Genomic DNA, 13652 nt, shown 5'->3' with positions numbered 1-13652 from the left:
ATCGGGGTACCGGGGCTGCAGCCTCCCGGTACCCCGGCCCGTCACCTCACGTCCCGCTGCGCTGCCCCGGCACACTCGCTCTGCCGGTGACGTACATCTCGCGGCTGCCGTCCACCGACGCGGTCGCGGCCGTGGACAGCGACGTGCCGGAACCGACCGCGTTCGCCGCCGCGCGTCGGCTCTGCAGCGGGACCGGGCCCTCCGGGTGCAGGGCGGCGGGGCCCGGCAGCGCGGGTCCCGTCGGTCCCTCCATCTCGGCCGGCTTGTCGCCCTGGGGGCGGCGGGCCCGGTAGGCGGCGCGGTAGGCGGCCGGGGAGGAGCCCAGCTGGCGGCGGAAGTGACCGCGCAGGGCGACGGGGGAGCGGAAGCCGCAGCGGCCCGCCACCTCGTCGACCGAGTAGTCGGAGGTCTCCAGCAGCCGCTGGGCCTGCAACACCCGCTGCGTGATCAGCCACTGCAGCGGCGCGCTGCCGGTCAGCGAGCGGAACCGGCGGTCGAAGGTGCGGCGGCTCATGTACGCGCGGGCCGCCAGCGTCTCGACGTCGAACTGCTCGTGCAGGTGCTCCAGCGCCCAGGCGACGACCTCGGCGAGCGGGTCGGCGCCGATCTCCTCTGGTAAAGAGCGGTCCAGGTAGCGTTCCTGGCCTCCTGTCCGGCGCGGCGGCACGACCAGGCGGCGGGCCAGCGCGCCGGCCGCCTCGTTGCCGTGGTCCGAGCGGACGATGTGCAGGCACAGGTCGATTCCGGCCGCGGTGCCCGCCGATGTCAGGACGTCCCCGTCGTCGACGAAGAGTTCTCTCGGATCCACGTGCACCGACGGGTAGCGCTTGGCCAACGTCGGTGCGTACATCCAGTGGGTCGTCGCTGGGCGGCCGTCCAGCAGGCCCGCGGCGGCCAGTACGAAGGCACCGGTGCACAGCCCGACGATGCGGGCGCCTTCCTCGTGTGCCCGACGCAGTGCGTCGAGCGCCTCCTCCGGTGGCGGGGAGGTGATCGAGCGCCAGGCCGGTACGACGACCGTCCCGGCGCGTGAGATCGCCTCCAGGCCGTGTGGCGCGGTGAGTTCCAGGCCCCCTGTGGTCCGCAGGGGGCCCTCCTCGCCGGCTGCCACCAGCAGGCGATAGCGCGGCACGCCGGCGTCCTGGCGGTCGATCCCGAACACCGACAGCGGAATGGAACTCTCGAAGATGGGGCCGCCGCTGAACAGCAGCACCGCGACGATCTCCTTGCGGCGGCGCCCGGAAAGCTTCCGGGCCGCGGCTTCCGGCGCGGCGGTGGAGTCGTGGCTCATACTGCTAAGCCCCCCTCGGTGGTCGCGGCGCCCTGTTCCCTTCGGGTCTGTCGCTCCAACACGTTTCCCCTCGGTCCTGCACGAGTCCCCCGCCGTAAGACGTCAAGATCGAATCTACTGTGTCCCGTGGTGCCGGAGTGACCAGTTCGGCAACCGGCACATTGTCGACATGGCAACTTGGCGTAAAGCATTCGATCACGAAGCGTTGCACTCGTGGGCCGTGCGGGGAAGTGCGCCTTGTCGCAGTGGCCAATCCACGTAGGGTGCGCCCGGTCCCGTTGCCCCTGTCCGTGCAGGTCGAACGGCGGTTGGGGGGTGGTGCGGGGTGGCCCGGTCCGGTCGCTGGAAGTTGGCTGAAAAGCGTCGGAGGCGTGCGCGGAAACCGGTCAGCCGACCGGTGTAGTTCCCCCGCTGTGACGTCCGCCTCGCTGAGAGGCGGTTCCGGTTCTGCGCCGACGGCCGCGAGCCGGTGCCGGCTCCTCGGTGAGCAGGCGTGCCGTACCCCGTTCTGACTGGCGCAACAGCAGCCGGCACACGCCCGTGACGGCGGCGAGACCGAGCGCGGTGCCGGCGGCGCCGGCGAGCGAGCTGCCGTACCACAGGAGCACGACGGGGACCAGGACGCAGCTGAAGGCCGCCCAGCGGACCACGTCGGTCGCGGCGTTCTGGGGCGGGGCGCCCGGGCGGGGAGGGCCGGGGGTGCGGTGCGGTGCGGACATGCGTGCTCCCTGGGACGTGGGTCTCGGGGTTCAACGCGTGTTCGACCGGTCGGTCACTGTACGCCCGCCGCCCGCTCGCGGCCCCTCGGCCGTCCGGTGAGCGAATCCTGTGCAAACCGCCTGTACAGCGCAGCAACCATTGCGTTACGGGCGGCCCCTCGTGCATGCTCCCTGGAACCCCCACCGACCGTGGGCGGGAACTGGGCTAAGGAGGCGTGGCGCCGTACCCTTGAGGGTATGGGGCGGGAAAGATGATTCCCGGACACAGCTCCGCCGCACATGTCGTCCCTCCCATAAAGGATCAAAACGCCGAGACAGCCATGGCCGGTCACGAATTCTTCGAACCCAGGGACCGCAAGCGGCCCGTCGCCGACCCCACGGCGGCCGAGCCCCTGGCGGCGGAAGAGCCACGTCATTCCTGCGATCCCGCCTTCAAGCACGGCGTGGTCGTCGGCTTCGACGGCTCCATGTCCAGTGAGCGCGCCCTCGCCTACGCCATCGGCATGGCCCATCGTTCCGGCTCGGGCCTGATCATCGTGCACGTCGCCAACCGGCTGCCCACCACGGTGTGGGCCGGCTGCGAGCCGCCGGTCTTCGTGGACGTGCCGGACCACCGCACCGAGGTGCTCGGGCTCGAACTCGCCTGCGCGGACTACCTGGCCGAGGTCCCCTGGATCCTCGTCGAGCGCGGCGGCGACATCTGCCACGAACTCGAGGAGGTCGGGCGGGAGTACGAGGCCGACGCGATCGTCGTCGGGTCGACGCACGGCATCGTGGGGCGGATCTTCGGCTCCGTCGCGGGTCGGCTCGCCAAGCGGGCGAAGCGGCCCGTCATCGTCATCCCCTGAGTCTTCCGACTCACCGTCAACTCCCTTTCGCGTTCCTTCGTGCAGCCTGAAACTACTCGCGCGTAGAGGTGGTTTGTGCCCTTGTGAAGGGCATATAGGGATCACCGCACAACTGCACATGCACGAAGGGAGCCCGCCGTGGACAAAGACGTCTCCGCCGGGAGCGCGACCACCACCGTGGTCGGCCGACTCGCCCTGGGGATCACCCTGTTGGCGTTCGGACTCGGACACACCGGCGTGATCAACGGCGTCTCGGCCGCTGACGCCGTATCACTGGCCCACTACGTAGGCGGCGTCGCGCTGTTCGTCGCCGGTCTCCTCGCCTTCCGTGACGGCGACTCCGTCAACGGTACGGCGTACTCGGCGCTCGGTGCGCTGTGGTTCACCTGGGCCGTCACCTCAGGCGGCTCCGCCCATGCGGCAGGGTTGTTCCTGTTGCTGTTCGCCCTCGTGGTGCTGTCGCTCACCCTCGCCGGTGGGGACCAACTGACGCAGGGGACCTACGGGTTGTTCTTCGTCTCGCTCGTGCTGCTCGCCATCGCGACCTTCGCGACGAGCGGTTCGCTCACGAAGGTCGGGGGCTGGTTCGCCGTTGCGGCGGGGGCGGTCGCCTGGTACGCGGCCACGGCCGCGCTGGCTCACTGGCCGACGGCGCTTCCGCGACGCGCTGCGGGCCGGGGGGTGACGGCCACCGGTTAGCTGCGCTGGCTGGGGGGTTGGGCGGCTCCCCGGCGTTATGGGCGGACCCCCGGTGGTGGTGGCATCACGTGGGGGTCCGTCTGGTTGGTCGGCCTCTGCGGGTGGGTGGGGGCTTGTCGCGCCCACGCGGCGGAGCCGCATATCGTTACAGCCCCGCGCCCCCAAAAGCCAAAAGCAAACGCCGCTACTCGACCGTTACCGACTTTGCGAGGTTCCTGGGCTTGTCGATGTCCCTGCCCAAAGCCAAAGCCGTGTGGTAGGCGAGGAGTTGGAGGGGGATGCCCATCAGGATGGGGTCCAGTTCGTCCTCGTTCTTGGGGACGACGATGGTTTCGTCGGCCTTTTCCTGGTGGCGGTGGGCCACCGCGAGGATTCTGCCGCTGCGGGCCTTGATCTCCTCCATCGCGGCGCGGTTCTTCTCCAGGAGGTCGTCGTCGGGGACGATCGCGACCGTGGGGAGGGCCGGTTCGATGAGGGCCAGCGGGCCGTGCTTGAGCTCGGAGGCGGGGTAGGCCTCCGCGTGGATGTAGGAGACCTCCTTGAGCTTCAGGGAGGCCTCGCGGGCCACCGGGTAGCCGCGGACCCGGCCGATGAAGAGCATCGAGCGGGCGTCGGCGTACTGCTCGGCCAGCTTCTTGATCTCCTCCTCCTGCGCCAGGACCTCGGTGATCTGGGCGGGCAGCTTGCGCAGGCCCTCGATGATGCGCTTGCCGTCGCGGACCGAGAGGTCGCGGGTGCGGCCCAGGTGGAGGGCGAGGAGCGCGAAGGCCACCGTGGTGTTGGTGAAGCACTTGGTGGAGACGACGCAGACCTCCGGGCCCGCGTGGACGTAGATGCCGGCGTCCGCCTCGCGGGCGATCGCCGAGCCGACGACGTTCACGACGCCGAAGACGCGGGCGCCCTTGCGCTTGAGCTCCTGGACGGCCGCGAGGACGTCGTAGGTCTCACCGGACTGGGAGACGGCCACGTAGAGGGTGTCGGGGTCCACGACCGCGTTGCGGTAGCGGAACTCGGAGGCCGGCTCCGCGTCGGCGGGGATGCGGGCCAGCTCCTCGATCATCTGGGCGCCGATCATGCCCGCGTGGTAGCTGGTGCCGCAGCCGAGGATCTTCACCCGGCGGATCTGGCGGGCCTCGCGGGCGTCCAGGTTGAGGCCGCCGAGGTGCACGGTGGAGAAGCGGTCGTCGATGCGGCCGCGCAGGACGCGGTCGACCGCCTCGGCCTGTTCGTGGATCTCCTTGTGCATGTAGGTGTCGTGGCCGCCCATGTCGTAGGAGGCCGCCTCCCACTCCACGGTGGTCGGCTCGGACGTCGTACGGGTGCCCTCGGTGGTGTAGGTGCGGAAGTCGTCGGCCTTGAGGGTGGCCATCTCGCCGTCGTCCAGGGTCACTATCTGCCGCGTGTGGGCGACCAGGGCGGCGATGTCCGAGGCGACGAACATCTCCTTCTCGCCGACGCCGAGAACGACCGGGGAGCCGTTGCGGGCCACCACGATGCGGTCGGGGAAGTCGGCGTGCAGCACCGCGATGCCGTACGTGCCCTCGATCACCCGGAGGGTCTCGCGGACCTTCTCCTCCAGGGTGGCGGCCTGGGAGCGGGCGATCAGGTGGGTGAGGACCTCGGTGTCGGTCTCGGAGAGGAACTCGACCCCGTCCGCCTCCAGCTTGCGGCGCAGGTCGGAGGCGTTGTCGATGATGCCGTTGTGGACGACGGCGACCTTGCCCTCGGCGTCCAGGTGCGGGTGGGCGTTCACGTCGGAGGGGGCGCCGTGGGTGGCCCAGCGGGTGTGGGCGATGCCGGTGGTGCCCTTGAAGCGGGCCGGGACCTTCGCCTCCAGGTCGCGTACCCGGCCCTTGGCCTTGACCATCTTCAGGCCGGCCGTCTTCGGGGAGGTGACGACGAGGCCCGCCGAGTCGTAGCCGCGGTATTCGAGGCGCTGCAGGCCCTCCAGCAGGAGGGGAGCGACGTCACGCTTCCCGATGTATCCGACGATTCCGCACATACAGATGAGTCCCTCAGCCGTAGACGATGCGGCGCAGCTGCCTGAGCGTGAGCTCCGGCGGCGCGACCGCGCGGTATTTCAGGTCCGCCTCGATCCGTTCGAAGATCTCCGCGTTCACCAGGCCCTGGGCCTGCAGCTCGCGGTGGCGGCGACGGACGTACTCGGTGGTCGTCTCGTCGAAGTAGGCGAGCACGTCCTGGACCACCCGCAGCGCCTCGCCCCGGCTCAGCGGCGTGGAACGCGTCAGGTGATCAAGGAGTTCGTCGTGCACCCGGTAGATCCTGAGCCACGGACGAGGGTTTCGCAAGAATCCTGCCCGATATCGGGCATGAGCGTGTCGGGCGGTCCTTGGTGTTCTCATGAACGTCTGTTTGCGATCCGTCCATCCCGGGTCTGGTGCGCCGTTGCTCATGTCGGCGAGTTTCAGTCGTCATGGACATACCTCGTATGGGCGTACCGGAGCGGCTCGCCGAGCGCATGAGCATGGCCGAGCAGCACGAGTACCTGCGCGCGAGATTCTCGCGGCGCAACCTGATGAGAGGCGGCGCCGTGACGATCGGCGCCGTCGCCGGTGGCGCGTTCGTGCCGGGTGCGGTGGCGCAGGCCGCGGTTCCCACGCAGCGCGTCGCCCCCGCGACCGAGCACGTCGACGGCGCGCTCGTCGCCCCCTTCGGCCGGCACCTCGCGTTCGGCAACGACGCGAGCACTGAGATGACCGTCTCCTGGCAGGTCCCGGTCGCGGTGAAGAAGCCCTTCATCCGCATCGGCGCCCACCCCTGGGACCTCTCCCGCAAGATCGAAGCCGAGGTCCGCACGCTGTACACGCCGGCCGGCGTCGGCGCGAGCGCGGACCACACGCAGTACTACGTGCACGCCGAGCTGACCCACCTGCGCCCGGGCCGGACGTACTACTACGGCGTCGGCCACCAGGGCTTCGACCCGGCCGAGCCGCACCTGCTCGGCACCCTGGGCACCTTCACCACCGCCCCCGACCGCCGCAAGCCCTTCACCTTCACGGCCTTCGGCGACCAGGGCGTCAGCTACCACGCGCTGGCCAACGACAGCCTGATCCTCGGCCAGAACCCCAGCTTCCACCTGCACGCCGGCGACATCGCCTACGGCGACCCGACCGGGCAGGGCAAGTCCGCCGACACCGGCTTCGACTCGCGCACCTGGGACCAGTTCCTCGCCCAGACCGAGTCGGTCGCCAAGACCGTGCCGTGGATGGTGAGTTACGGCAACCACGACATGGAGGCCTGGTACTCGCCCAACGGCTACGGCGGCGAGGAGGCCCGCTTCACGCTGCCCGACAACGGGCCGGACAAGAAGCACCTGCCGGGCGTGTACTCCTTCGTCTACGGCAACACGGCGGTCATCTCGCTGGACCCGAACGACGTCTCCTTCGAGATCCCGGCCAACCTCGGCATCTCCGGCGGCACGCAGACCAAGTGGTTCGAGGCGCAGCTGAAGAAGTTCCGGGCGTCGAAGGACATCGACTTCATCGTCGTCTTCTTCCACCACTGCGCCTACTGCACCTCCACCGCGCACGCCTCGGAGGGGGGCGTGCGGCAGGAGTGGGTGCCGCTGTTCGAGAAGTACACGGTGGACCTGGTCATCAACGGCCACAACCACCAGTACGAGCGCACCGACGTCATCAAGGGCAACAAGGTCGTCAAGAAGCTCCCGATCGGCGAGACCGCGTACCCGGAGACCGAGGGCGTCGTCTACGTCACGGCGGGCGCGGCCGGCCGGAGCCTCTACGCGTTCACCGCGCCGGACTCCTACGAGGGCCACCTGAACGAGGTCGACTCGGTCGCCTCCTTCATCAACACCAAGGACGGCAAGGTCAACGAGACCGTCGCCTGGTCCCGGGTGCGCTACCTCAACTACTCCTTCCTGCGCGTGGACGTCGAGCCCGCCGCGAAGGGGCGTCTCGCCAGGCTGAAGGTGTCGGGCATCGCCGAGACCGGCGACCGCATCGACCACTTCACGGTGGCGCGCAGGGCCAAGTAGGGCCCGAAAGGCGGCAGTTCGTGTACCCGGAGGGTGCACTGTCGGCAGGCGGTCCTCGCGCGCTACATGCGTTTGAGGATCGCCTGTTTGGCCAGCTGGAACTCGTCGTCCGTCAGGACGTTCGTGCGGTGCAGCTCGCCCAGTTCCCGCAGTCGGCGCAGCAGCGCGTCATGGTCGTCCCGGGGTGCCTCCTCGAGTGGGGCCGGCCGCTCCTCGGTCCGCGCCGACGGATGCGGCAGCCGCGCCTGCACGGCCGCCGCGAGGAGCGCCATCAGCGGGTCCTTCTTGAAGCCCCACAACTCCACCGCGTTCGGGTCGTACTTGGCGGGGGCCTTGGTCTGGCCGCCGCGCACGGTGAAGCGCAGATGCCCGTTCTCCAGGCCCACCGCCGGCTGCCACTCCACGGCCACGACATCGGCGAGGGCCAGCACGCGGGTGCCGGCGGCGGCCTTGGCGTCCTCCGTCTTCCAGTTCCACTCCAGCCGTACGCGCTCGCCGTCGAAGCTCGCCGTGCCGTCCCCGGCGGACACGGACAGCGGCACGGACGGGCCCGGCAGCAGGTACTCGCTCACCGGGTCGGAGGACACCTCGTCCAGCAGCAGGGCGTCGCGCACCTCGTCCGTGAAGTACTCGGCCACTCCGTAGCGGTCGGACTCGACGAGCAGTTGGTAGGGGTCGTTCGGCTCGGTGAGGCGGCCTCCGGAGGCCTGCAGCAGCGGGTCGGCGCCGTCGCGCAGGCGCAGTCTGAGCCGGCCCGCCTTCTTGCCCTGCTCGAAGGAGATACCGGCCAACGCGCCCAGCGGGACCACGAGTTCACCCAGGGCGCGGCGCAGCAGACTGACGTTGCGGTCATGTCCCGGGGTCAGTCGCAGAGCGTCGCCGTCGAAGGCCCAGGTGCCGTCCTTCTGGATGATTTCCGCCATGGGGAGATTGTTCCACCGGCCGGAACGGGCACCCCCCGAGGACCGTACTCCGGGGTGCCCGTCCGGTCATGGTCGGAACCCGGCGATGGGGTTCCTGAGGGTGCCGACGAGCTGGAGCGCGCCGGAGGGGTCGGCCAGGTCCACCATCTGCCGGTTGTCGCGCAGTTGGAGCCGGTTGAGGCAGGACAGCGCGAACTCGGGGGCGAACAGGTCGTACCGCCGGAACCTCTCGGCGAGTTCCGGTACCGACTCCTGGTACTCGTGGGTGATCTCCGCGACCGTGCGCCAGAAGTCGTCCTCCTCCAGGATCGCCTCGACGGCGAGGTGGGCGGCGAGGAAGCGGAAGAAGCAGTCGAAGACGTCGGTGAAGATCGACAGGAGTTTCCTGTCCTCGGGGACCTCGACGCGCAGCCGTTCCACCGCGGGCGGCAGCACCGCGTCCGGGTCCATGACGGCGATCTCCTCGGCTATGTCCTTGTAGATCGCGCGCTGGACGACACCGTCCTTCAGGGCGAGGATCACGTTCTCGCCGTGCGGCATGTAGACCAGGTCGTAGGCGTAGAAGCTGTGCAGGAGCGGGACGTAGTACGCCCGCAGGTAGTGCCGCAGCCACTGTGTGGGCGCGAGGCCCGACCGCTCGATCAGCGCGCCCGCGAAGGAGGCGCCCTCGTGGTCGAGGTGGAGGAGTGAGGCCATGGTCGCCAGGGACTCGCCCTCCCGCAGGGAGGCGACCGGGCTCTCGCGCCACAGCGCCGCCAGCATCTTGCGGTACGGCGAGTAGCGGTCGGTCGCCTGCTCGTACTCCAGGTGCCGGTAGCCGACGGCGGCCCGCTCCCGGATGATGCTCAGTCCGGTCGCCTTCAGCACCGGGTCGCCCTCGACGAGCCCGGCGAGCCAGTCGTTGATGGCCGGGGTGGCCTCCATGTAGGCGGCGGACAGGCCGCGCATGAAGCCCATGTTGAGGACGGACAGGGCCGTCTTCACGTAGTGCTTCTCGGGGTGGGAGGTGTTGAAGAAGGTCCGGATGGACTGCTGGGCCAGGTACTCGTCCTCGCTCTCGCCGAGGCACACGAGGTGGCGGCGGGCGACCTCGGCGGCGAAGGTGACGGTGAGCTTGTTCCACCACTGCCAGGGGTGGACCGGGATGAGGAGGTAGTCGGCCGGGTCGAGGCCCTGGTCGCGCAGGACGCCGTGGAAGCGCTCGACGGTCGCCTCGCCCAGCTCCGTCCGTACGAAGGACTCGTACTCGATCCCGACACCCGCCGTGAACGCCGCCCGCGAGCGGTGCGCGGCGAGCCACACCAGGCGGATGGGGCTCGCGGTCTCGGGGGCGTACGACAGGTACTCGTGGATGCCGAAGCCGAGCCGGCCGTTGTTGGCGACGAAGCAGGGGTGGCCCTCGGTCATGCCGGTCTCGATGGCCTGGAAGCCGCTGCCCACGAGCTCGGCGACGGGGACCCGGGTTTTGGTCAGTTTGTAGCAGGTGCCGGAGACGGTGGAGGAGATCTCCTCCAGGTAGACGGGCAGGATCTCGTCGCTCAGGCCGAGGGCGGTCTTCAGTTCGATGAAGAAGTCCAGTGCGGCGAGGGGGAGTTCGGTGCCGTCGCGGTGGCGGGTGATCGAGTCGGCGTCGACCTGCCAGTGGTCGAGGGCGCGGCGGGTGGCGGTGAAGCGGTAGCGGGTGAGGCCGTCGTCGCTGCGGACGACGTAGCGGCCCTCGTCGGTGGCCTCCGGTGTGATCAGCCGCTCGTGGGCGAACTCGGCGAGGGCCTTGCGGACCAGGAGGCGGTTGGCCTGCTCCCAGCGCTCGGGCGAGAGGTGGGCCACGGCGTCGGCGAGGGTCATACCAGTACCGCCTTCTGGAACTGCTCGCGCGTGCAGAAACTCAGCAACGCCGCCTTCTCCGGCTTGCGTATCTCCCGTTCGGGCACGAAGCCGACGGCCGCGTTCAGGGCGTGGACGGCCTTGTTGGCCACGTCCGGCTCGACGACGACGCGCCGTACCGCCGGGTCCTCGAAGAGGTGCGCCATGACGGCCGTGATGACGGCGCGGGTGAAGCCGCGGACGGGTGTGTCGGTCGGCGGGGTGAGGAAGTGCATGCCGATGTCGCCCGGCAACGGCTCGTACAGGCCGACGAGTTCGCGGTGGGCGGGGTCGTACTTCTCCATGAGGAAGGCGGGCCGGCCCTGCTCGTCGAGGCCGAGCAGCGCGTGGTGGTGCTCGTCGGCCGCGATGTCCCGGTAGGCCCGCTCGACGTCCTCCAGCCTGGCGTCCCGCATCATCCAGAAGGCGGCCTTGGGGTGGGTGACCCAGGAGTGCAGGAGCTCGGCGTCCCGCAGGGGGTCCAGCGGTCGGAAGGTGAAGGTCATACCGCGAACTCCTGGAAGGCGATGGACTTCTCGATCGGGTAGTACTCGGTGCCGAGCAGTTCTCGGATGATGCAGCTGTTGCGGTAGGCGCCCATGCCCAGGTCGGGGCTGGTGACGCTGTGGGTGTGGACGCCGGCGTTCTGCAGGAAGACGCCGCGGCCCGTGACGTCGACGGCGTAGTTGCGGGCGACGTCGAGGTTGCCGTGGGAGTCGTAGCGCAGGCGGTCCCTGATCGGGGCCAGGAACTCGGGCTCGGTGTAGCGGTAGCCGGTCGCCAGGACCAGGCCCTGCGACTCGATCTCGTAGTCCTTCTCCTGCTCCTCCTGACGGAAGGAGAGGGTGTAGGTGCCGTTCTCCCGACGGGCGCCGGTGAGCGCGGAGTTGGTGAGCAGGCGGGTGGACACCGGGCCGCCGAGGTTCTTCTCGTAGAGCAGGTCGAAGATGTCGTTGACCAGGTCGCCGTCGATGCCCTTGTACAGGCCCTTCTGCTGGGCCATGAGCCGGTAGCGGGTGGCCTCCGGCAGGGCGCGGTAGTAGTCGACGTACTCCGGGGAGGTCATCTCCAGCGTGAGCTTGGTGTATTCGAGGGGGAAGAAGCGCGGGGAGCGCGTCACCCAGTTCAGCCGGTAGCCGTGGACGTCGATCTCGCGCAGCAGGTCCTGGTAGATCTCGGCGGCGGACTGCCCGGAGCCGACGATCGTGATCGACTCCTTCTTCACCAGCTCGCTTCTGTGCTGCACATAGCGGGAGTTGTGGAGGAAGTCGCCGTCAAGGCCGCGCACGGCCCGCGGGTAGTGCGGGGAGGTGCCGGTGCCGAGGACGAGATGGCGGGCGCGGAAGGTGCCGCCGGCCTCGGTGCGCACGAGGTAGTGCTCGTCCTCGTACGTCACCTCGGTCACCGTCGTGCCGAAGCGGACGCTGCTCAGCTTGCCGGCCGCCCAGCGGCAGTAGTCGTCGTACTCGACCCGCAGGGGGTAGAAGTTCTCGCGGATGTAGAACGAGTACAGCCGCCCCCGCTCCTTGAGGTAGGTGAGGAAGGAGTACGGGGAGGTCGGGTCGGCCAGGGTGACCAGGTCCGACAGGAAGGGGGTCTGCAGATGGGCGCCGTCCAGGAACATGCCCGCGTGCCAGGCGAAGTCGGGCTTGGACTCCAGGAAGACGCCGTCGAGGTCGGCGATGGGCTCGGTGAGGCAGGCCAGCCCCAGGTTGAAGGGACCGAGCCCGATGCCCACGAAGTCGTGGGTGCGCTCGGCGGGTTCAGGAAGCGCGGTCAAGGGACTCTCCCAGGTACTGCTCGGCGTGGCCGGCGATCAGGTCGAGGACGGCGGCGATGTCGGACGCCCGCGTCTCGGGGTTGAGGAGGGTGAACTTGAGGTAGTGGCGGCCGCCCACCTTGGTGCCGGCGACGACCGCGTCACCGGAGGCGAACAGGGCCCCGCGCGCGTACAGGTTGGCGCGGTCGATCTCGGCCGGGTCGGTGACGGCGGCGGGGACGTAGCGGAAGACCAGCGTGGACAGGGCCGGGCGGACGACGACGTCGAAGCGGGGGTCGGCCGCGAGGAGCCGCCAGCCCTCCTCGGCCAACTCGCATACTTCGTCGAAGAGTTCGCCGATGCCGTCGGCGCCCATGACCCGGAGGGTCATCCACAGCTTGAGGGCATCGAAGCGGCGGGTGGTCTGCAGGGACTTGTCGACCTGGTTGGGGATGCGTTCGCGCACCATCCGGCGGGGGTTGAGATAGTCCGCGTGGTAGGTGGCGTGACGCAGGGTCGAGCCGTCCCGGACCAGCAGCGCGGACGAACTCACCGGCTGGAAGAAGGACTTGTGGTAGTCGACGGTGACCGAGTCGGCGCGTTCGATGCCGGTGAGGCGGTCCCGGCGCCTGCGGGAGGCGAGCAGTCCGCAGCCGTAGGCGGCATCCACGTGCATCCAGGTGCCGTACTGGGCGCACAGTTCGGCGATCTCGGGCAGCGGGTCGATGGAGCCGAAGTCGGTGGTGCCGGCGGTGGCGACGACCGCCATGGGGACGAGACCGTCGCGGCGGCAGCGTTCCAGCTCGCGGGCGAGGGCGACGGTCCACATCCGCTTGTCCTGGTCGACGGGGACGCGAACGACTGCCTCCTGTCCCAGGCCGAGCAGTTTCGCGGACTTCTGCACGCTGAAGTGGCCGACCTCGGAGGCCAGGATCCGCAGTTTGTTCAAGCTGTCGCTCTTCGCCTCCTCCCTCGCCAGCAGCAGCGCCTGGAGGTTGGACTGGCTGCCACCCGAGGTGAACACGCCGTCGGCGGCCGGGCCGAGGCCGATGCGCTCGGCCGTCCAGTCGATGAGCCTGCGCTCGATGAGGGTGCCGCCGGCCGACTGGTCCCAGGTGTCCAGGGAGGAGTTGACGGCGGACAGGACGGCCTCACCGAGTACGGCCGGGATCACGACCGGGCAGTTGAGGTGGGCGAGGTAGCGGGGGTGGTGGAAGTAGACCGCGTCGCGGAGGTAGACCTCCTCCAGTTCGTCCAGAACGGCACTGGCGTCGCCCAGCGGCCGGTCCAGGTCGATCGCGTCGATCCGGGGGGCGAGGGCGTCGACGGTGACACCGGTGAACGGACGGTCGGTGGTGGCGAGTTGGGCCGCCACCCGCTCGACTCCTTCGGTCACGGAGCGGCGGTAGTGCTCCGAGGTCAGGTCATTGAGCAGGTGCGAGCGCATGTGGGGTCCTCCGGTGGGGACGGTCCGTGCGGGGTGGGGAGAGGGGCCGAAGCCACGGCTTGAAGGTCGACTTAGGTTAGCCTAACCT

At 69.6% G+C, this 13652-nt stretch carries 12 protein-coding genes; 3 read left to right on the top strand and 9 right to left on the bottom strand.

Annotated features, from left to right (window positions below):
- Window positions 1–46: 46 nt before the first annotated feature.
- Complete coding sequence (locus ACIRVK_RS07000) at window positions 47–1291, bottom strand: helix-turn-helix domain-containing protein (RefSeq protein ID WP_404244385.1); 1245 nt, start codon at window positions 1289–1291, stop codon at window positions 47–49.
- A gap of 386 nt (window positions 1292–1677) precedes the next feature.
- On the bottom strand, window positions 1678–2010 hold the full coding sequence (locus ACIRVK_RS06995; RefSeq protein ID WP_404244384.1) for a hypothetical protein: 333 nt from the start codon (window positions 2008–2010) through the stop codon (window positions 1678–1680).
- A 320-nt stretch (window positions 2011–2330) separates the two neighbouring features.
- Between ACIRVK_RS06995 and ACIRVK_RS06990 the strand changes: the two genes are divergently transcribed.
- Window positions 2331–2858 (top strand): universal stress protein, encoded by a 528-nt coding sequence (locus tag ACIRVK_RS06990; protein WP_404244383.1) that lies wholly within the window; start codon window positions 2331–2333, stop codon window positions 2856–2858.
- A gap of 138 nt (window positions 2859–2996) precedes the next feature.
- A complete protein-coding gene (locus ACIRVK_RS06985; protein WP_404244382.1) occupies window positions 2997–3557 on the top strand; it encodes a GPR1/FUN34/YaaH family transporter in 561 nt (186 codons plus the stop codon).
- A 184-nt stretch (window positions 3558–3741) separates the two neighbouring features.
- Here the strand turns inward: ACIRVK_RS06985 and glmS are convergent, their stop codons facing one another.
- Both glmS and ACIRVK_RS06975 read right to left on the bottom strand, forming a co-directional pair.
- Window positions 3742–5559 (bottom strand): glutamine--fructose-6-phosphate transaminase (isomerizing), encoded by a 1818-nt coding sequence (gene glmS / locus ACIRVK_RS06980; RefSeq protein ID WP_404244381.1) that lies wholly within the window; start codon window positions 5557–5559, stop codon window positions 3742–3744.
- Between the two features lie 13 nt (window positions 5560–5572).
- On the bottom strand, window positions 5573–5830 hold the full coding sequence (locus ACIRVK_RS06975) for a hypothetical protein (RefSeq protein WP_404244380.1): 258 nt from the start codon (window positions 5828–5830) through the stop codon (window positions 5573–5575).
- A 176-nt stretch (window positions 5831–6006) separates the two neighbouring features.
- On the opposite strand from ACIRVK_RS06975, the gene ACIRVK_RS06970 reads away from it, so the two are divergent.
- Window positions 6007–7572: a fibronectin type III domain-containing protein gene (locus ACIRVK_RS06970; protein WP_404244571.1), complete on the top strand. Its 1566-nt coding sequence runs from the start codon at window positions 6007–6009 to the stop codon at window positions 7570–7572.
- Between the two features lie 62 nt (window positions 7573–7634).
- Here ACIRVK_RS06970 and ACIRVK_RS06965 read toward each other — a convergent pair whose 3' ends face one another.
- The 5 genes from ACIRVK_RS06965 to desA form a co-directional block, all read right to left on the bottom strand.
- Window positions 7635–8495 (bottom strand): DUF4429 domain-containing protein, encoded by an 861-nt coding sequence (locus tag ACIRVK_RS06965; protein ID WP_404244379.1) that lies wholly within the window; start codon window positions 8493–8495, stop codon window positions 7635–7637.
- Between the two features lie 66 nt (window positions 8496–8561).
- Window positions 8562–10340, bottom strand: coding sequence for an IucA/IucC family protein (locus tag ACIRVK_RS06960; RefSeq protein WP_404244378.1), 1779 nt, complete (start codon window positions 10338–10340; stop codon window positions 8562–8564).
- Entirely contained in the window at window positions 10337–10864 is a 528-nt protein-coding gene (locus ACIRVK_RS06955) for a GNAT family N-acetyltransferase (RefSeq protein WP_404244377.1), read from the bottom strand. The genes ACIRVK_RS06960 and ACIRVK_RS06955 overlap by 4 nt, the downstream gene beginning before the upstream one ends.
- Window positions 10861–12138 (bottom strand): lysine N(6)-hydroxylase/L-ornithine N(5)-oxygenase family protein, encoded by a 1278-nt coding sequence (locus tag ACIRVK_RS06950; RefSeq protein WP_404244376.1) that lies wholly within the window; start codon window positions 12136–12138, stop codon window positions 10861–10863. The genes ACIRVK_RS06955 and ACIRVK_RS06950 overlap by 4 nt, the downstream gene beginning before the upstream one ends.
- Window positions 12122–13564 (bottom strand): lysine decarboxylase DesA, encoded by a 1443-nt coding sequence (gene desA, locus ACIRVK_RS06945; protein WP_404244375.1) that lies wholly within the window; start codon window positions 13562–13564, stop codon window positions 12122–12124. Before desA ends, ACIRVK_RS06950 begins: the two co-directional genes overlap by 17 nt.
- Between the last annotated feature and the right edge of the window lie 88 nt (window positions 13565–13652).

Origin of the sequence: Streptomyces sp. NPDC101152, assembly GCF_044768275.1 — a bacterium.
GTDB lineage: Bacteria > Actinomycetota > Actinomycetes > Streptomycetales > Streptomycetaceae > Streptomyces.
Note: the sequence above shows the minus strand (reverse complement) of the source record. Positions and strands in the feature narration are given on the sequence as shown.